Origin of the sequence: Citrifermentans bremense R1, assembly GCF_000426865.1 — a bacterium.
Taxonomy (GTDB): Bacteria; Desulfobacterota; Desulfuromonadia; order Geobacterales; family Geobacteraceae; genus Geomonas; species Geomonas bremensis.
This window is the reverse complement of the sequence record NZ_AUGE01000002.1, coordinates 186,192-205,014: the sequence shown is the minus strand read 5'-3', so window position 1 is coordinate 205,014 and position 18,823 is coordinate 186,192. Positions and strand designations below refer to the sequence as shown.

Below are 18,823 nucleotides of genomic sequence, written 5' to 3'. Positions count from 1 at the left end.
GTCGGAATCTTTAACATATCGGTCGCGAGCTGGGGGTAGCTTCCTGCTTGGCTAGGGGAAAGCCCACATTTTCAGCCCTTTGAGAGGGAGCTAGGATCTCGCGATTGATATGATTTCTGGCACTGTCTATGCTGACTATAAATTCGTTCTTGCCGGGACCTCGGCGTTGCCGGAGGGAGTCAGCGACCAGAGTGATCTCTGGAGTGAAAAGGAGGTGGCCAGTATGAATCATCTAAGCTACGGCCACGAGTGCATCATTTACTTACTAGCAACAATGACCGCGTCTTACTTGTTCCTCGACGTGGTTCCTGCGCTGTTCCAACGGCTGCGCAAAGCGTTTGTGACGGCGCCGATACCTGCCAGTGCAGCCTTCATCCTGATGGTCTCGGCCTATTTTCTCCTGTAAGCCTGGCTGTCCGTCTCTATAGCCAAGGGGCGAGCCCCTGAATATGGCAAAGCCGGAGGGACCTTGTGTCCCCCCGGCTTTTTTTTATCTTCCCTTATTTTCCGCCAACGACCATCAGCTCGCTCACCAGCTTGGTGAAGCGGAGCGGGTCCTTGATCGGTGACCCCTCGGTGAGGAGGGCCTGATCGAAAAGAAGCTCGCTGTAGTCCTTGAGCTTCGGGTCGGCCTTGTCCTTTTCGTACATCGCCGTCATGACTTGCAGGATCTGGTGGTCCGGGTTTAGTTCCAGGATCCTCTTGGCTTCCGGGACCTCCTGGTTCATCGCCTTGAGGATCTTCTCCATGTTGGCGTTAAGCCCCATCTCGTCGGCCACCAGGCAGCAGGCGCTGTCGGTCAAGCGGGAGGAGAGGCGGACTTCCTTCACCTTTTCCTTGAGGGTCTCCTGGATAAACTCCATGAGGCTGCCGTATTCCTTCTTCGCCTCCTCCTTCTTCGCTTCCTTCTCCTTCTTCTCCTCCTCGGTGTCGATCTCCAGGTCGCCGCGGTCGATCGCTTTCAGGTGCTTCTCCTGGTACTCGCTGATAGCCTGCACCACCCACTCGTCGACCGGGTCGATCATGTACAGGACTTCGTAATCCTTCTTGCGCAGCGCCTCCATGTAGGGGGAGTTCTCCACCGCCTCGCGTGACATGCCGGTGATGAAGTAGATCTCCTTCTGCCCCTCGGGCATGCGCTCCACGTATTCCTTGAAAGAGACGTACTTCCCTTTCTCGGTCCTGGAGCTCTCGTAGAGGAGGAGGTCCTGGATCTTCTCCTTGTTGGCGTGATCGAAGTGGATCCCTTCCTTAAGCACCGGGCCGAATTCCGCGTAGAACTTCAGGTACTCCTCGAAGTTCTTCTCCTTCATTTCGGCCAAGGTGGAGAGGATCTTGCCGACCAGGGACTTCTGGATCCTCTTGATCTGCACGTCCTCCTGCAGGATCTCGCGGGAGACGTTGAGCGGCAGGTCCGAGGAGTCGACCACACCCTTGATGAAGCGCAGGTAGTCCGGGAGCAGCGCCTCGCAGTTGTCGGTGATGTAGACCCGCTTCACGTAGAGGTGCACCCCTTTTTTGTGGTCGCGCAGGAAGAGGTCGTAGGGCTTGTGCGAGGGGATGTAGACGATCGCCTTGAACTCGCTCACCCCTTCGGCCGAGTAGTGGATGGTGGAAAGCGGCTTGTCGTAGTCGTGGGAGATGTGCTTGTAGAACTCCTCGTACTCCTCCTCGGTGATCTCGCTCTTGGACCTGGTCCAGATCGCCTTCATGGAGTTGAGGGTTTCCTCCGTGGTCTTCTCGACGGTGCCGCCGCCCTCGATCACCTTACCTTCGGCGTCCTTCACCGGCTCGGTGCGGGTGATATCCATGACCACCGGGTACTGCACGTAGTCGGAGTACTTCTTCACGATGGAGCGGATCTTCCACTCGTCGAGGAACTCCTTCATTTCGTCTTTGAGGTGCAGGACGATCTCGGTGCCGCGGGTCTCCTTTTCGCACTCCTCGATGGTGTAGCTCCCGTCGCCGGTCGACTCCCAGCGGCAGCCGAACTCCTTGCCGCCAGCTTTCCTGGTGGTGAGAACCACGCGGTCTGCCACCATGAAGGAGGCGTAGAAGCCGACGCCGAACTGCCCGATCAGTTCCGGGTTGTCGGCGAGGTTCTGCTCCTTCAGTGCCGCCACGAAGCTCTTGGTGCCGGATTTGGCGATGGTGCCGATGTTCTCCGCCGCCTCGTCCATGCTCATGCCGATGCCGTTGTCGGTGATGGTGAGCGTTCCCGCTTCCTTGTCCGCGTGGAGCTTGATCTTCCAGTCGGAGTTCCCCTCCAGGAGTTCCATGTTGGAGTGGGATTCGAACTTTATCTTGTCAATGGCGTCAGAAGCGTTAGAGATCAGCTCCCTGAGGAAGATTTCCTTGTTGGAATAGAGGGAGTGGATCACCAGGTCCAGGAGTTGCTGAACCTCGGTCTCGAACTTTTTGACGGTCTTGGTCATGGTGGTAGTGATCTCCTTTGGGAATGTGATTGGACCCGCAGAACCTAATCACTGCAGTTCCGTATTTCAAGGGGGGAGGAAAGAAAAACCGAAATACAGAAGCAAACCATTGGCAGGGAGAAAATCTGAGGACATCTGAGAAACCTGACTGAAGGAGAAAACCAGACAAACCAAAACGTTTGAAAGTGAAAAACCTGAAGCTTCTGCGAACACAAGGGTTAAGGTTCCCGTTTTAACCCGCTGTTGAATTTGGGCATGTGGTTCTCTCAGATGTTGACGGTCCTCAGATTTCCTCAGATGTTCTCCTTGTTAACGGTTTTAAGGTTTGGTTCTCTCAGATTTTTCTCAGTGGCTAGCGGTTTGAGGGTTTTGGTTTTGACACTCCCCTGGCGAATATGTTAATAAAGTCGGGCTTAAATTCTTTCCCGGCAGGGAGATATGCCCCGTTCCTTCCTCCTTGCCCACCCCCAAGGAGCCCCATGTACTATCCCGATTTTGCCTCGTTCCAAACCCTTTCCACCAAAGGCAACCTCATCCCGGTCTACAGGGAAATCCTGGCCGACCTGGATACGCCGGTCAGCGCCTTCAAGAAGATCGACGACGGCCGCTACGGCTTTCTCCTGGAGAGTATCGAGGGGGGCGAGAAATGGGGACGCTACACCTTCCTCGGTTCTTCGCCGGCGGTCGTGATCCGCGGCAAGGACAATTGGGTGGAGATCGTGGAAGGGGGGGAGGTGCGGCGCGTCGAGGTGTCGGATCCCCTCAACTACATCCGCGACTACATGGCCCGCTATCAGCCGGTGGAGGTTCCTGGCATCCCGCGCTTCTTCGGCGGGGCGGTCGGTTACCTGGGGTACGACGCGGTCAGGCACTTCGAGACGCTGCCGGACAAAAATCCCACCGACATCAACACCTACGACGCCAACTTCATCATCACCGACACCATTCTCATCTTCGATAGCCTGAGCCAGAAGATCAAGGTGGTATCAAACGCCCACGTCGACGCTGGCGCTTCGCTCCAGGCGGCGTACGACGACGCCATAGCTAAGATCGAGGGGCTCATCGCCCGCCTGAAGGCGCCGCTTCCCCCGAATGAGAAGAAGCCTTCTAACGGGAAGGTGGAGTTCGGCTCCAACGTGAAACCGGAGGAGTTCGAGGCTGCGGTCACCCGCGCCAAGGAATACGTCAGAAACGGCGACATCATCCAGGTGGTACTCTCCCAGCGCTTTTCCGGCGACCTCACCGTCGAACCGTTCGACATCTACCGCGCGCTCCGCACCCTGAACCCATCCCCGTATATGTTCTTCCTCCGCCTGGACGAGACCCTGGTCGTGGGCGCTTCCCCCGAGGTGATGGTGCGTAAGGAAGGGGAGATGGTGGAACTCAGGCCCATCGCCGGCACCCGTCCCCGCGGCGCCACCAACGCAGCCGACGAGGAACTGGCGCGGGACCTCCTCGACGACCCCAAGGAGCGCGCCGAGCACGTCATGCTGGTCGACCTGGGAAGAAACGACCTGGGGCGCGTCTGCAAGACCGGTAGCGTCAAGGTCACCGAGCTCATGATAATCGAGCGCTATTCCCACGTGATGCACATCGTCTCCAACGTGCAGGGGGAACTCTCCCCTGGGCAGGATGCCTTCGACGTCGTGCGCGCGACCTTCCCCGCGGGGACCCTCTCCGGAGCCCCCAAGGTGCGGGCGATGGAGATCATCGACGAGCTGGAAGGGGTGCGGCGCGAGGTATATGGCGGCGCCGTCGGCTATTTCTCCTTTTCCGGCAACATGGACATGGCCATCGCCATCAGGACCTTGGTCGTAAAGGACGGCAAGGTGCACCTGCAGGCGGGCGCCGGCATCGTCGCCGATTCAGACCCGAAAGCGGAATACGTCGAGACCGTCAACAAGGCAAAAGCCGTGGTCAAGGCCATCGAGATGGCGGAAAAGGGGCTGGACTGAAAAAAGCCAGACACACCGGCTACTGTATAAAGGCCCGGAACGATGGAAGCTATACCGTCGGAGCCGGGCCTTTCCTTTTTAATTCTCAGCTACGACCTTCAGAAGTCTGCTCGCGCTTCCAACTATCCATCGGCGACAGTCCCCTCATCGCTCACCACTCTTTCTTCCACAGCTCCTGAGTAGCCAGGCAAGGCTCTCGAGTGTTCCCCGCGCGCCGGATGAACCGCATCCCCTGCGCCGTTCAAAAATGTGAGAGGTATGATGCCGCATGATTGAGACACAGCTAACCTGTACGGAGGGGGGGACCAGCAGTGTCCGGTTAGGTCTTTGCACTATCTGGAGGGCCGTTTAGCCAAAACGTAGGCCCTTTCGAGTGAAGCGGAATGCCGTTTAACCGTAATGGAGAGCCACTTCAACCACAGTGTACGTCCGTTTTAACTGAAGCGGAGTCCACTCAACCTGACCTGGAGCTCCGATCAGCTTAGACGGAGAGCTGACCACGAAAAACGGATAGCCGAGGGTGTTAAATGGGGCACCGTTTAAGATGGAGGGCCATTTTAACCAATACAAAGGTTCGTTCAAGTAAATACGGAGCGGCATTTAACCGAGATGGAGGTCCATTCAACTAAAGTGGCGCTCCGAACAAGCGAAGCGGCATGCCGTGTAAGCATGTTGATGCTCCAACTAACTTTGTTAGAGTGCCGTTTAAGAAGCTGGAGGGGGCGGGTGGATACGACCAAGTTGTCCGTCGGGGCAATTGGGAGCTCGCATGGGCTGTAACGGAGCACCATTTTCGCTGAGTGACATGCCAATGTGCGATATCGGAGTTCCGCTTAACTGAGATGGGGCATGGAGTGGCAAAGGTGAAGCGCCGTTTCCACTATGGGGTACTCCTGATAGTCAAACTGGCGCTCCGGTTGGGTCCACTCGCAATGGCAGCATCGCCGAAGTAGAGGTCCGGTTACTTGTCTCGTAGTACCGCTCAAGGATAATGGAGTCCCGACTAACCTAAGCGGAGCACCACATAACAATATCGGCACGCCACTTATGTTTAGATGGAGCTTCAGAAAAGCAAAATGGAGCTCCGATCTTCCTTTTATATGCTCCATCGAAGTTAATCGGAGCTCCGGCGAGTTCAGTCGGGGTACCGTCAAAGATAATCGGTATAGCAAAAGGGGGCCGTCTTCACTCCATCTAAGCTAGCGGGAGCTATGGTTTGGGGTAGCGTTGATATTCTCTATTGCATATTCAATGCGTTAATGCATAATGCTGCTCGCACGCAGTTAAGTGCACTCTACCTTCACCCTCAGTACAGGAATAGACGATGACTGAACCGGTCATTAAAACTGCTCCCTCATCCGATCTCGAGGAGATGGCGCGCCAGATGCGGGCGTTCCAGGATCTGACCCGCGAGTTGGATGCCATCATCGATTCCTCCTCGGACGGGCTCTGGATCTGCGACGCAGAGGCCCGGGTCATCCGCATCAATCCGGCCTCGGAGCGGATCAACAACATAAAGGCTTCGGAAGTTGTCGGCAAGAACATGCGGGAACTTCTGGATGAAGGTTTCATAGACCGCTCGGCGGCGCTTGAGGCGATTACTACGAAGAAGGTGGTCAGCCAACTGCAGAACAGGGAAGGGCGCAAGCTCATCTCTACCGGGACGCCGGTCCTGGACGCAAACGGCGAGGTGATCCGGGTCGTGGTGAGCGAGCGGGACATCACGGAGATTGATAACTTGCAGCGCGAACTGGAAGAGCAGGAGGCGCTGCGGGACCAGTTCCGCAACCACATGCTGGAACTGCAGCAGGCGGATGTGGCCTCCAAGAGCGTCGTCGCCCGCAGCCCGCTGATGGTGAACGCCCTGAAACAGGCGCTCAAGGTGAGCACGGTGAACTCGGCGGTTCTGATCCTCGGGGAGTCTGGCGTCGGCAAGGGACTCGTCGCCGAGTTGATACACAAGAATTCCACCAGGGCGGACAAGCCTCTGATCGAGATAAACTGCGGCGCCATACCGGAGTCGCTGATAGAGTCGGAACTCTTCGGCTACGAGAAGGGGGCCTTCACCGGCGCTCAGGCGGCTGGCAAGCCCGGCTACCTGGAACTTGCAGACGGCGGAATCCTGTTCCTGGATGAGATCGCGGAGCTGCCGCAGTCGGCGCAGGTGAAGCTGCTTCGCTTCCTGGAAAACGGGAAGGTGGTCCGCTTGGGTGGGACCAAGGCGCGGCACCTCGACGTGCGCATCCTCGCGGCGACGCACCGCAATCTGGACGAGATGGTGCGGCAGGGAAGCTTCCGGCTGGACCTTTATTACCGGCTCAACGTGATCCCCATCAACGTCCCTGCTTTGCGCGAGCGGCGGGACTGCATTTTGCCGCTTGTCAGGCACTATCTGGAACTTTTCGGCGCTCGCGACTCCATTCGCAAGCGTCTCACCCGTTCCGCCTCCGATGCGCTCCTTGCCTACGACTACCCGGGAAACGTGCGTCAGTTGATGAACGTCTGCGAGCGGCTCGTGGTCATGGCGGAAACGGACCTGATCGACGTGAAGGACCTCCCTGCTGAGATCTCCGCCGGCGCCGGTAAGCCGACCGCGGTGGCCGGGGGCTGGCAGGAGGATGTGCCGCTGCAGGAGACGCTGGACCAGGTCGAGAAGGCCGTGCTGGAAAAGGCGCTGGCCAAACACCGCAACCAGATGCGCATGGCTGAGGTTCTTGGGGTGAACCAGTCGACCATTGCCAGGAAACTTAGGAAATACGGGCTGAAACCCAATTGACGATTGACAATGGACAATTGACAACGTAAGAACCCCTCCTCTTCATCTGCGTCTACCTTTGTGATCTCCGGTTATGCATGAGTGCATAACTTCATCCCCCATTTCCAGGTTGAGCCGCTCCCAGCGCTCTTTTTACCAGCCTCTCGCTTCTTTTATTTACACCATCTCTTCCACAATCAAGCTAGCATCATATTGGCATTTGCCGCGGCAATAATGCTGTTGCAGCAACGGGTTAGCAGCGGGACACGCGCTTGCTGCCGAATCGGGGTCACCCGGCCGCCGTCCTCATTGACTTTGATCTCTCGTTGGACGGCATGGCTTGTGCTCTTAATAAGAGAGTTTATGATTACCTTCAGAAATACCTGTCATAAAGGAGCCTTAGGATGAATAACAGCGAACTGAACAATCGAGTTGTGGCAAGGGGCAAGGAGTTTTTCTCGACCATCTCCGGCGAGAAGCCGTCTCTCTTTAATAAGGGCGCCTGGATGGGCAAGGTCATGGATTGGAGCATGCAGAACGAGACCTTCAAGATCCAGATGTTCCGCTTCGTCGACGTCTTCCCGTCTCTCACCACCGGGAAACTGCTGACGGACCACATCCGCGAATACTTCGGCGAGGAGAAGGATATGCCTCCGGTCCTCTCCACCGGCGCCAAGGTGGCCGGCATGCTGGGCTCCTTCGGTGGTGCGGTCCTCAACAAGTTCCTCACCACGAACATCCAGGAGATGGCCCGCCAGTTCATTGTCGGGGAGAACACCAAGGAAGCGATCAAGAACATGGAGCGCCTGAGAAAGGACGGCTTCGCCTTCGTCGTGGACGTGCTGGGCGAGGCGACGCTTTCTGAGAAGGAAGCGGATATCTACATGAACACCTACCTGGAGCTTCTCGACTCGCTCAAGAAGGAATACAAGGACTGGAAACCGCTGCCGGGCAAGGGAAGGGAGGCCGGCCTCGATTGGGGGCACGCTCCCAAGGTTAACGTCGCGGTCAAACCGACGGCGCTTTTCTGCCTCGCCAACCCGCAGGACTTCGAAGGCTCTGTGGTTGCCATTCTGGAGCGCGTGCGCAAGATCGCGGTGAAGGTCATGGAGCTGAACGGCTTCCTCTGCATTGACATGGAGTCGTACCGCCACAAGGACATCATCATCGAGGTCTACAAAAGGCTGAAGCTCGAGTACCCGGCATACCCCCACTTCGGCCTCGTGCTCCAGGCCTACCTGGTGGACACCGACAAGGACCTCCCGGAGCTTTTAGCCTGGGCGCGTCAGAACAAGGCGCAGATCTCCATCCGCCTGGTCAAGGGTGCGTACTGGGACTACGAGACCGTGAAGGCCAAGCAGAACGACTGGAAGGTTCCGGTCTGGACCATCAAGGCGGAGTCGGATGCGGCTTACGAGCGACAGGCCAGGATGATCCTGGAAAGCTCCGACATCTGCCACTTCGCCTGCGCCTCGCACAACATCAGGACCATCTCGGCGGTTATGGAGATGGCCAAGGAGCTGAACGTGCCGGACGAGCGCTACGAGTTCCAGGTGCTTTACGGGATGGCGGAACCGGTGCGCAAGGGGATACTGAAGGTTGCCGGCCGCATCCGCCTCTACTGCCCGTATGGCGACATGGTCCCCGGCATGGGGTACCTGGTCCGGCGCCTGCTGGAGAACACGGCAAACGAATCCTTCCTGCGCCAGAGCTTCGCGGAGGACGCACAGATCGAGAAGCTCTTGGAGGATCCGGCGGTAACCGCCGAGCGCGAGCGTGCAGCGCGCGCCGCGAAGCACAAGGCTGAAGCGAAAGCCCCCGGCAACCTGGCGCCCTTCAACAACGAGGCGATGGTGGACTTCACCAGGGCAGACCACCGCGCCGCGTTCCCGAAACAGATTGCGGAGGTGAGGAAGCAGTTGGGCAAGACCTACCCGCTCTTCGTCAACGGGAAGGAAGTTAAGACCGGCGACACTATTGCCTCGGTCAACCCGAACAACCCTTCGGAAACCGTCGGCATCGTCTGCCAGGCGGGGACCAAGGAAGTCGGCGACGCCATCGCCGCGGCCAAGGGTGCCTTCCCCGCATGGCGCGACACCGACATCAAGGTCCGCGCCGAGTACCTCGTCAAGGCTGCCGCCGCGGCGCGCCGCAGGATCTTTGAGCTCTCCGCATGGCAGGTGCTGGAGATAGGCAAGCAGTGGGACCAGGCCTACGCCGACGTCTGCGAGGCGATCGACTTCCTCGAGTACTACGCCCGCGAGATGATTACCCTGGGGACCCCCAAGCGCATCGGCCACGCGCCGGGCGAATTGAACCACTACTTCTACGAGCCCAAAGGAGTTGCCGCTGTAATCTCTCCGTGGAACTTCCCGCTGGCGATCAGCATGGGCATGGTGTCGGCGGCGATAGTCGCCGGCAACTGCGTGGTCTTCAAGCCCTCCGGCCTTACCTCGGTCATCGGCTACCACATCGTGGAACTCTTCCGCGAAGTGGGCCTTCCCGACGGCGTCTTCAACTACACACCCGGCCGAGGTTCGGTGATGGGGGATTACCTGGTCGACAGCCCGGACATCAGCCTGATCGCCTTCACCGGATCGATGGAAGTGGGGCTGCGCATCATCGAGCGCGCAGCGAAAGTGCACCCTGGGCAGGAGAACGTGAAGAAGATCGTCTGCGAGATGGGGGGCAAGAACGCCATCATCATCGACGACGACGCCGACCTGGACGAGGCGGTACCGCACGTGCTCTACTCCGCCTTCGGCTTCCAGGGGCAGAAGTGCTCCGCATGCTCCCGCGTCATCGTGCTCGACGCGGTCTACGACAAGTTCGTGGAGCGCCTGGTCTCCATGGCCCAGGCGACGCTGGTCGGCCCTTCCGAGGATCCGGCCCACTACATGGGTGCCGTAGCCGACGACAAGGCGATGAAGACCATCAAGGAATACGCGGAGATCGGCAAGAAGGAAGGTCAACTTCTTTACGAGAGCAAGGTCCCGGCCGACGGCGGCTACTATGTCCCCATGACCATCATCGGCGGCATCAAGCCCGAGCACAGGATCGCGCAGGAGGAGATCTTCGGACCGGTCCTGGCCGTCATGCGCGCCAAGGACTTCGACCAGGCCATCGCCTGGGCCAACTCCACCAAGTTCGCACTGACCGGCGGCGTCTTCTCCAGAAGCCCCGAGCATCTGGCGCAGGCCAGGAAGGAATTCCGGGCCGGCAACCTGTACTTAAACCGCAACAACACCGGCGCCCTCGTCGGCCGTCAACCCTTCGGCGGCTCCAAGATGTCCGGCGTCGGCACCAAGGCTGGGGGGCACGACTACCTGCTGCACTTCATGGACCCCAGGGTCGTCACCGAGAACACCATGCGCCGCGGCTTCGCACCGGTCGAGGAGGACGACGACTGGGTCGCATAAGCGGCTCCTGTTGATAGAGGCGGGTCCATAAGGATCCATAACGAAGCGCCTGCACCTTGAGGAAAGGGGCAGGCGCTTTTTCTTTCCTGGTGCGAACCTACCTCACCCCCGCCCCTCTCCCAGAGGGCGAGGGTGCCGGAAGGGCGGGTGAGGGGGGGGGACGGTCACGGAGCTGGCGCTGTTTCTCTCATAGCCGCCGGTTTGGTTGAAGCAGAGAAAAATGTAGACGGCATCGCCACAGATTCCTTTGTTTAATGCTGACTTAAGCGCTTGCTCTGCCTCGCGGTCCGGCCATTTTTTCCTTGATTTATACGGGTATTTGACATACTCTACGTGGCCGTAAAATAATTTTAATTTAATCTGGAGGGAGCCATGTCTAATGCACCGGGTACGTCCAAATTCCAAATAGATCTGCGCCGCCATCTGCGTGCCCAGAACATTTGCGATAACCTCGTTCACCTCATGTGCGAAATTGCCGAGGCCAGCAAGTACGTCATCAACGCCGTACGCACCGGTGACCTCGGCGTCGCCGGTACCTCCAACCTGTACGGCGAGGAGCAACTCGCGCTCGACGTACTCTCCGACCGCATCATGCGCAAGCGCCTGATCCACTCCGGCGTGGTCTGCAACATCGCCTCGGAGGAGATGGACGAGATCTACCAATGCCAGGCCAGCGCAGACGGCCTCTATTCCGTCGCCTACGATCCGCTTGACGGCTCGTCGCTCGTGGACGTGAACCTTGCGGTAGGCACCATCGTCTCCATCTACGCCGGCTGCGATCTGCTCCAGCCCGGCCGCAACCAGGTCGCCGCCATGTATATCCTCTACGGACCGAGGGTTTCCCTGGTCTACACCGTGGGCGACGGGGTGCACGAGTTCACCATGAACAACCTGATGGAGTTCACCCTGACCCGCGAGAACGTCAAGATGGCTGCGGAAGGGAACATCTACGCCCCCGGGGGCTTGCGGAACAAGTACAACGCCGGCGACGAGAAGTTCATCCGCCACCTGGAGGAGAAAGGATGCAAGCTGCGCTACTCCGGCGGCTTCGTTCCCGATATCAACCAGGTCCTGATGAAGGGGAAAGGGCTCTTCATGTATCCGGCGCTGAACGGCTCCCCCAATGGGAAGCTGCGCGTCCTTTTCGAACTGAACCCCATGGCTTTCATCATCGAGCATGCCGGCGGCGCCGCCAGCAACGGCAGCATCCCGATCCTCGACATCGTTCCCGAATCGCTCGACCAGAGGGCGCCGATCTACATCGGCTGCAGGGAAGACGTAAAGACCGCGACCGCGTTCGTCAACGGCGGCAAGCAAGAGGTCAAGATGGAAGGCTCATTTGTAAACGGGTAGAGCTTTGTTGTAAGATGGACCTTCCCGAGGCAACTTTTTCCTAAAGTTGTCTCGGGAAAGGTCGATAGTATTTAATTAGTAATTCTCAGAGGTAACATGATGGAAACACAACCCGCAACTAAGAGGCTCTGCAGCGAAATCCAACTCTTCGACCTTTGCGACCTTGACACCTGTACCTGCAAGGACGGCCGCTACTGCACCAACCCGGCGATCCTGGAACGCTTCGAGGCTATAAAGGAAGAAGACGAACGCTCTCACTACGTAGCCGAAGAGTATGACGAAGAAGACGAGGACGCTGAAGACTTTGACGGACATGATGACGACTACGAAGAGGATGAGTAGCAACAACCTCGTTCATTGATCATGTAGACAAGAGAACCGCTTACCTTAGGCGGTTCTTTTGGTTACTGCCTGACACTTCCATCCTAAAGCGATCGTTTAACAGCCCATCGGGGGACGGCCATGACTGCAAAATTGCTCATATTGGATGACGATCACGACATCCTGCTCATGCTGAAGAGCGTCTTCGCGGGCGAGGATTACGAGCTGCTGTTGGAAAGCGACAGCGAAGGGGCACTAAAGCGCGTCATTTCGGATCGTCCCAATGTGGCCATCATGGACATCAGCCTGCCGCAGAAGTCGGGCCTAGAGGTGCTCAAGGAAGCGAAGAAGATCGACCCCGGCCTCGCAGTCATCATGGCCACCGGTTACAAGACCACGCAAAACGCCATCGAGGCTATGAAGCACGGCGCCTTCGACTACGTCACCAAGCCCTTCGACATGGCCAAATTAAAGGGGGCGGTGAAGAAGGCCCTGGAGTGCAATCTTCTGAGCCGCAAGGTCCGTTACACCCGCGAACGCCCGCAGGTCGAGGAGGATCTCACCGAGGACCTGATGATAGGTTCCTCGCCGGAGATGATCGAGATCTGGAAGATGGTGGGTACCGTGGCCGATTCCGACGCGGCCGTGCTGATCCAGGGCGAGTCCGGAACCGGGAAGGAACTGTTGGCGCGCGCCATCTACAACAACTCGAAGAGGAAGAACCGCCCCTTCCTGGCGGTGAACTGCGCGGCGCTCCCCGAGGCGCTGCTGGAGTCCGAGCTTTTCGGCCACGAGAAGGGAGCCTTCACCGACGCCCACTCCAGGAGGATCGGGAAGTTCGAGCAGTGCAACGGCGGCACCATTTTCCTGGACGAGATAGGCGAGATGAGCCAGGCGAACCAGGGAAAGTTCCTGCGGGTCCTGGAGAACCAGGAGTTCGAGAGGGTAGGTGGGAACGAGACCATCAAGGTGGACGTCCGGGTGATCGCTGCGACCAACAGGAGCCTCATCACCAACGTCAAGGAAAAGACCTTCCGGATGGACCTGTACTATCGCCTGCGCGTGGTGAATTTCTTTCTGCCGCCGCTGCGGGACCGTGCCGAGGACATACCGCTCCTGATCGACCTCTTCATGAAGAAGTTTTCCAAGAAGTACGGCAAGAACATCAAGGCGGTGGCGCCCGAGACCCTGGCGATGCTGATTTCCCACCCGTGGGAAGGGAACATCAGGGAGCTGAAGAATGTCATCAACTCGGCCACCGTCTTTTGCCGCGGCGACATCCTGGTCCCCGGAGACTTCGAGTCCTTTCTGACCGCCAAGGCCGGGTTCAAGGAGGTCGACCTGGAGGCGGCGGGCGACGACTACTACGAAGTCTTCTGGAGCATGCTGGAACCGGTCTTCGACGGTATCTGCCAGAAGAACAAGGGGTCGATCTACGAGAGCGTCAACATGGGGCTGGAGAAGGCCCTGATCCACATGGCCATGGAGAAGAGCAACAACAACCAGGTCTTTGCCGCGAAGCTCCTGGGCATCAGCCGCAATACCCTGAGGGACAGGCTGGAGCGCTACCGCATAGGCGCCGCTGACTAGAAGCTGGCCGTAGCACTGCCGCAAGAGCGGGTACCTGATAAAGAAAAGCCGGAATGAACCCTACACTGGGTTCGCTCCGGCTTTTTTCGTACTGCGCCCGGTAAGAAGGGAAGGCCGTTACAGTCTCTTTCCCGCTGCGTTTTCCCACTCGATCTTGGGGACGCTTAGGAACAGATCGACCAGCCCGGGATCGAACTGCTTGCTGCGGCATCGCGTTACTTCGTCCAGGACCGCCTCGAAGGTCAAGGCCTTGCGGTAGGGCCTGTCGGAAGTCATGGCGTCGAGCGTGTCCACCAGGGCGAAGATGCGCGCGCTGATCGGTATGTCTTCCCCTTTCAGGTTGCCCGGATAGCCGTTCCCGTCCCAGCGCTCGTGATGGTGCAGCACCAGTTCCGCCGCCCCGGCGAAGTACCGGATGCCGGACAGTATGTCGAAGCCGATGCTGGGGTGCTGGCGCATGATCTCCCACTCCGAATCGTCCAGCTTCGCGGGCTTCAACAGGATATTGTCGGAGACGCCGATCTTTCCGATGTCGTGCAACAGCGCCCCTTTGCCTATGATGATCAGTTCGTCCTCGCTGATCCCGGCGGCTTTCGCCAAAAGCCTGGCATAGGACATGACACGCTCGGAGTGGGATCCCACTTCCTTTTCCCTGGCGTCCAGCGCCCTGATCAGCGCCACCAGTGTATGTTCGTAGGCGAGGTTGATCTCCCCCATCACGGTGCGGATCACCTCGGTCTGCTCGCGCACCTTCTGCTCGAGGTTTGACTGGTATTCCTTGTTCTCCAGCACCAGCCTGCGTTTTTCCAGGGTGTTCTTCACGGTGAGGAGCACCCGGTCCAGGTTGAACGGCTTGGTGATGTAGTCCTCGGCGCCGTAATGGATGCAGGAAAGGGCGGTGTCCATGTCGTTCATCGCCGTTATCATCAGCACCGTGGTGTCGGGGGTGGCCTCCTTGATGTCCTTCAAGAGGTCGATTCCCGAGCGGCCCGGCATCATGATGTCCAAAAGCGCCAGGTCCAGCTTGTGCTTGTTGATTATCTCCAACCCCTCCTCGGCGCTTGCGGCCTGAAAGCAGGTGAAGCCTTCCTTTGACAGGGTAATGTTGATCAGTTCCCTGATCATGTCCTCGTCATCGGCTATTAAGATGTTTCCTTTCAATCGCTACCTCCTGAAATCGCTCCTGCCGTTTTTGCAGTGCCTCCGTTCAGGGTGTCCCTTACCTTTCGGATCAGGGCGTCGCTGGCAAACGGTTTGGGCAGGAACTGCATCCCTTTTTCCAATATTTTCTCGAAACCGGCCCTGTCGTCGGTGTGCCCGGACGTGAACAGCACCTTCAATTCCGGCTTTTTGGCGAGCAACAGCTCCGCCAGGGCCGGGCCGCTCATAAACGGCATTACCACGTCGGTGAGGAGCATGTCAATCTCATTGGCGTGCTTCTCGAAAAGGGTGATCCCCTGGTCCGGGTCCGTTGCTTCATAGACGGTGAAACCACGCATGCGCAAGGTGTGCACCACCAGGTTGAGCACCCCCGGTTCGTCCTCCACGACGAGTATGACGTGGGAGGAGTCTATCTCTTCGTCCACAGGCGGCGCAGGCGGCGCGGGGGCGGGCTCCGTGGCGCGGGGGAGATAGATGTTGAAGCAGGCGCCCTGTCCCGGTTCGCTGACCACCTCGATGTAACCACCGTTTTGCTTCACGATGCCGTACACGGTGGCCAGACCCAGGCCCGTGCCGCGACCCATCTCCTTCGTGGTGAAGAAGGGCTCGAAGAGACGCTGCTTCACCTCCTCGGTCATCCCTTGCCCCTGGTCCGCCACGCTCAGCCTGACGTAGCTTCCGGGAACCGACCCCGGGTGCAGGTGCGAGAAATTCTGGTCCAGGTCGACGTTTTCCGTGGCCATGGTGATCACCCCGCCGGTCTTTGAGGCGTCGCGGGCGTTGACGATCAGGTTCATGACGATCTGTTCCATCTGCCCCGGGTCCATTCTGATGAAGCCGGCGTCCTCGGAGAGGGTGGTGACGAGCCCGATATGCTCCCCGATCAGCCGTTCCAGCATCTTCTGTACCGCTCTCACCTGCCTGTTGATGTCCAGCACCCTCGGCTCCATGATCTGCTTTCTGCTGAAGCTCAACAGCTGCCTGGTAAGGTCGGCGGCACGCTCGCCGGCACGCAGGATCTGCTCCGCTTCCTTGTGCGTGGACGAACCCTTTTCGAGGGATCTCACCAGGAGCGTCGAATAACCGTTGATGACGGTGAGGAGGTTGTTGAAGTCGTGGGCGATGCCGCCTGCCAGCTGGCCTATGGCCTCCATCTTCTGTACCTGCCTCAGCTGGTCGATGGCAAGCTTTCTCTCGGTTACGTCCTCCTTGACCCCGACGAAATGGGTGATCTGCCCCTCGGAGTTCTTGATGGCGGAGATGTGCCCGTTTTCCCAGAAGAGTTCCCCGTTCTTTTTCTTGTTGTGCAGCTCGCCGTGCCACTCCCGTCCTGAGGTTACGGTAGACCAGAGTTCTTCGTACACCTTGGCGTCGGTCATCCCGGATTTCAGGATGCTCGGGTTCTTCCCGATCAGCTCCTCCTCGGCGTAGCCGGTAACCTCGATGAACTTCGGGTTCACGTACTCGATCCTGCCGAAGAGATCCGTAATCACCACCGATACCGGGCTTTGCTCGACGGCGCGCCACAGCTTGCTCAGTTCCGCTTCGGCGCGTTTGCGCTCGGTTATGTCAAGCAGTGTCCCTATGATGGCAGCGCTGCCGTTTACCCGGGTCCGGGTGCCGTTCACCTCGAGATCGATGAGGGACCCGTCGCGGCGCTTGCCGCGGAAGAAGAAGTGCAGACTGTCGCTTTCCTCCATGAGGGGGCGCAGAAACCGGGTCATCACCCTGATCTGATCTTCCGGGGCGACCAGTTCCAGCAGGGATCTCGATTCGATCAGCTGTTGCGGCTCGTAGGCGAAGATTTCGCCGAACTTGGGGTTCACGTAGATGAAGATGTCGTCCTGCAGCATGAATATGCCGACCAGGGACTGCTCTACCAGGCTGTGGAAGCGCGCCTCCGTCGCCGAGAGGGCCTCTTCTGCCATCCTCTTCTTGCGACGCACCACGGCGTCGTTCAATTCGCGCTTGATCGCGGGTATCAGCCTGGAGAGCCTGTCCTTCAGCAGGTAGTCATGCGCGCCGGCGCGCATCGCTTCTACTGCGGCGACCTCTCCCATCTGCCCGGAGACCATGATGAAAGGGAGGTCCATTCCCCGGTCGTGAAGGAGCTTGAGCGCCGCGAGCCCGCTGAACTTCGGCATGACGTAGTCCGAGATGACGATGTGCCATCCCCCCTTGTCCAGTGCCGCCTCCATTTCGTCAGGGGTCTCGACGCGCTCGTAGCTGACAGAGAATTCCCCTTGCAGTTGACGCACGATGAGTGCGGCATCTTCGGGGGAATCGTCCACGATCAGGATACGCAGTGCGTGTTTCATCGATGGGGCTGCCTCTGAAGAACAGGTTGAAAATCTCGCTTTTCTTTCTTATCGGCGGCGGTTCCGGATATGTTTAGCGGCTTCAGTGAAAAAAATAGCAATGCTGTACGGCTCAGCAGGGGATTTCTGTACTACTAATTGCCGGCAGAGTGTGCTATGAATCGAGCAACCGGCTCCGACATGAACCTTTAAGCCGTCGCAGATGGTCGGCCCCTATTCCCGTACAGCCGAAACAGCGCCTCCTGCACCACAGGATTCGGACATGTTCATCAACGACGAAAGCCAGAAGCAGGTTCTTCCCATCCTCGCCAAGACCGCGGTCACCCCCGTTGTGGAGGTGCAGCAGCGCGCGAGCCAACTGCTGCAGCTGAACCCCGGGCAGCAGGTTAAGGCCGAGATCATCTCCAACCTTCCTAACAGCCTCTACCTTGCGCGCGTGGCGGGCGAACTGTACCACCTTGAGATACCCCTGAACGTGGCGCCCGGCGAGACCTTGGAGCTTACCTTTCTCACCGCCGACCCGCGCATCACCTTCCAGGTGATGCGGCCGGAGGTAGGGGAGTCGGTGAAGCTTAGCTCGATGGGGAAGTGGCTGGCAGACGTGGTGAAGAACGCACCGTCGCTGCAGGCTCCCCAGGAGCCTCTGCTGGAATCCCCGGAGCAGGCCTCTGCCCAACTGGCGGGGAGGCTGAAGAGCGCGCTCACCCAGTCGGGGCTCTTCTACGAGTCCCATTTGGCCCAATGGGCCGGCGGCACGCTGCAGTTGAAGGAGCTCTTGAAAGAACCGCAGGGGAGGCTTTCCCGTGTTGCTGCCGAGGGGGAGGGAGATGAGGGGGGAGGGAAGGAGAGCTCTGCTGCCGGTTTCGCCGACAGCCGCACGCTGCCGCTGATAAAAGAGCAACTGCTGCTTTTGAACTCAGGGGTGCTGGCCTGGCGCGGAGAGGCCTGGCCCGGCCAGGAGATGGAGCTCGCCATCCGCGAGGGGGACGACGAGAAGTGGGAGCAGGGGGTCGAGGCTACGGTGTCGCTAGACCTGCCGCGGCTGGGGGGGGTGGAGGCGACGCTGCGCTTTTCGGCCGAAGGGATCTCCATCGACTGCGTCTGCGGCAGCCCCGGCGCCTCCGACCTGATGCGAGATCAGAGCGCGGAGCTGCGGACGAGGCTTTCCTCGTGCGGGCTGCACCTGACCAGATTGGCGGCTAAAGATGGCTAAGCGTCCCAGCGAAATGAAGCGCGCCGTGGCCATGGCCTACAGCGGCGAAGACGGCGCCCCAAGGGTGGTGGCAAAGGGAAGCGGCGTCACCGCCGAGGCGATCGTCTCGCTGGCGCAGGAGCACGGCGTCTACGTGCACCAGGCGCCCGAGCTGGTGAGCCTATTGATGCAGGTCGACCTGGACAGCGAGATTCCCCCCGAGTTGTACCAGGCGGTGGCCGAGCTCCTCGCCTGGCTCTACTCGCTGGACCAGGGACTCTCTGAGCGCTACAGCGGCGGCTCCGCCAGCAGGTAATCGGCGTC

The 18,823-nt window shown here is 59.0% G+C and carries 12 protein-coding genes; 9 read left to right on the top strand and 3 right to left on the bottom strand.

Annotation, left to right across the window (positions count from 1 at the left end; translation table 11 throughout):
* Window positions 1-109: 109 nt before the first annotated feature.
* A complete protein-coding gene (locus K419_RS24015) occupies window positions 110-406 on the top strand; it encodes a hypothetical protein (protein WP_226377615.1) in 297 nt (98 codons plus the stop codon).
* A gap of 94 nt (window positions 407-500) precedes the next feature.
* Here the strand turns inward: K419_RS24015 and htpG are convergent, their stop codons facing one another.
* Window positions 501-2,435 (bottom strand): molecular chaperone HtpG, encoded by a 1,935-nt coding sequence (gene htpG / locus K419_RS0103270; RefSeq protein WP_026840317.1) that lies wholly within the window; start codon window positions 2,433-2,435, stop codon window positions 501-503.
* 479 nt (window positions 2,436-2,914) lie between these two features.
* Here htpG and trpE point away from each other — a divergent pair, with 479 nt between their 5' ends.
* The 6 genes from trpE (at window position 2,915) to K419_RS0103240 (ending at window position 13,828) form a co-directional block, all read left to right on the top strand.
* The gene (gene trpE / locus K419_RS0103265) at window positions 2,915-4,390 is read left to right on the top strand and encodes an anthranilate synthase component I (RefSeq protein WP_026840316.1); all 1,476 of its coding nucleotides are present in this window, start codon (window positions 2,915-2,917) and stop codon (window positions 4,388-4,390) included.
* Between the two features lie 1,324 nt (window positions 4,391-5,714).
* On the top strand, window positions 5,715-7,166 hold the full coding sequence (locus K419_RS0103260) for a sigma-54 interaction domain-containing protein (RefSeq protein ID WP_026840315.1): 1,452 nt from the start codon (window positions 5,715-5,717) through the stop codon (window positions 7,164-7,166).
* 383 nt (window positions 7,167-7,549) lie between these two features.
* Window positions 7,550-10,564, top strand: coding sequence for an L-glutamate gamma-semialdehyde dehydrogenase (pruA, locus tag K419_RS0103255; RefSeq protein WP_026840314.1), 3,015 nt, complete (start codon window positions 7,550-7,552; stop codon window positions 10,562-10,564).
* A gap of 372 nt (window positions 10,565-10,936) precedes the next feature.
* Complete coding sequence (locus K419_RS0103250) at window positions 10,937-11,917, top strand: class 1 fructose-bisphosphatase (RefSeq protein ID WP_026840313.1); 981 nt, start codon at window positions 10,937-10,939, stop codon at window positions 11,915-11,917.
* A 99-nt stretch (window positions 11,918-12,016) separates the two neighbouring features.
* Window positions 12,017-12,259: a hypothetical protein gene (locus K419_RS0103245; RefSeq protein WP_026840312.1), complete on the top strand. Its 243-nt coding sequence runs from the start codon at window positions 12,017-12,019 to the stop codon at window positions 12,257-12,259.
* Window positions 12,260-12,379: 120 nt separating this feature from the next.
* Window positions 12,380-13,828 (top strand): sigma-54-dependent transcriptional regulator, encoded by a 1,449-nt coding sequence (locus K419_RS0103240; RefSeq protein ID WP_026840311.1) that lies wholly within the window; start codon window positions 12,380-12,382, stop codon window positions 13,826-13,828.
* Between the two features lie 117 nt (window positions 13,829-13,945).
* On the opposite strand, the gene K419_RS0103235 is transcribed toward K419_RS0103240, so the two are convergent.
* Together K419_RS0103235 and K419_RS0103230 are read right to left on the bottom strand one after the other, a co-directional pair.
* A complete protein-coding gene (locus K419_RS0103235) occupies window positions 13,946-14,989 on the bottom strand; it encodes an HD domain-containing phosphohydrolase (RefSeq protein WP_026840310.1) in 1,044 nt (347 codons plus the stop codon).
* Entirely contained in the window at window positions 14,986-17,307 is a 2,322-nt protein-coding gene (locus K419_RS0103230; RefSeq protein ID WP_026840309.1) for a PAS domain S-box protein, read from the bottom strand. Before K419_RS0103230 ends, K419_RS0103235 begins: the two co-directional genes overlap by 4 nt.
* A 262-nt stretch (window positions 17,308-17,569) precedes the next feature.
* Between K419_RS0103230 and fliK the strand changes: the two genes are divergently transcribed.
* Together fliK and K419_RS0103220 are read left to right on the top strand one after the other, a co-directional pair.
* On the top strand, window positions 17,570-18,520 hold the full coding sequence (gene fliK, locus K419_RS0103225) for a flagellar hook-length control protein FliK (protein WP_026840308.1): 951 nt from the start codon (window positions 17,570-17,572) through the stop codon (window positions 18,518-18,520).
* Window positions 18,513-18,815: an EscU/YscU/HrcU family type III secretion system export apparatus switch protein gene (locus K419_RS0103220; RefSeq protein ID WP_026840307.1), complete on the top strand. Its 303-nt coding sequence runs from the start codon at window positions 18,513-18,515 to the stop codon at window positions 18,813-18,815. Before fliK ends, K419_RS0103220 begins: the two co-directional genes overlap by 8 nt.
* Window positions 18,816-18,823: the final 8 nt, after the last annotated feature.

What these genes read in the sequence shown, in the direction of transcription:
- K419_RS24015 (WP_226377615.1), top strand. Translation starts at nt 110, where the DNA reads ATGATTTCTGGCACTGTCTATGCTGACTATAAATTCGTTCTTGCCGGG.
- htpG (WP_026840317.1), bottom strand. Translation starts at nt 2,435, where the DNA reads ATGACCAAGACCGTCAAAAAGTTCGAGACCGAGGTTCAGCAACTCCTG.
- trpE (WP_026840316.1), top strand. Translation starts at nt 2,915, where the DNA reads ATGTACTATCCCGATTTTGCCTCGTTCCAAACCCTTTCCACCAAAGGC.
- K419_RS0103260 (WP_026840315.1), top strand. Translation starts at nt 5,715, where the DNA reads ATGACTGAACCGGTCATTAAAACTGCTCCCTCATCCGATCTCGAGGAG.
- pruA (WP_026840314.1), top strand. Translation starts at nt 7,550, where the DNA reads ATGAATAACAGCGAACTGAACAATCGAGTTGTGGCAAGGGGCAAGGAG.
- K419_RS0103250 (WP_026840313.1), top strand. Translation starts at nt 10,937, where the DNA reads ATGTCTAATGCACCGGGTACGTCCAAATTCCAAATAGATCTGCGCCGC.
- K419_RS0103245 (WP_026840312.1), top strand. Translation starts at nt 12,017, where the DNA reads ATGGAAACACAACCCGCAACTAAGAGGCTCTGCAGCGAAATCCAACTC.
- K419_RS0103240 (WP_026840311.1), top strand. Translation starts at nt 12,380, where the DNA reads ATGACTGCAAAATTGCTCATATTGGATGACGATCACGACATCCTGCTC.
- K419_RS0103230 (WP_026840309.1), bottom strand. Translation starts at nt 17,307, where the DNA reads ATGAAACACGCACTGCGTATCCTGATCGTGGACGATTCCCCCGAAGAT.
- fliK (WP_026840308.1), top strand. Translation starts at nt 17,570, where the DNA reads ATGTTCATCAACGACGAAAGCCAGAAGCAGGTTCTTCCCATCCTCGCC.
- K419_RS0103220 (WP_026840307.1), top strand. Translation starts at nt 18,513, where the DNA reads ATGGCTAAGCGTCCCAGCGAAATGAAGCGCGCCGTGGCCATGGCCTAC.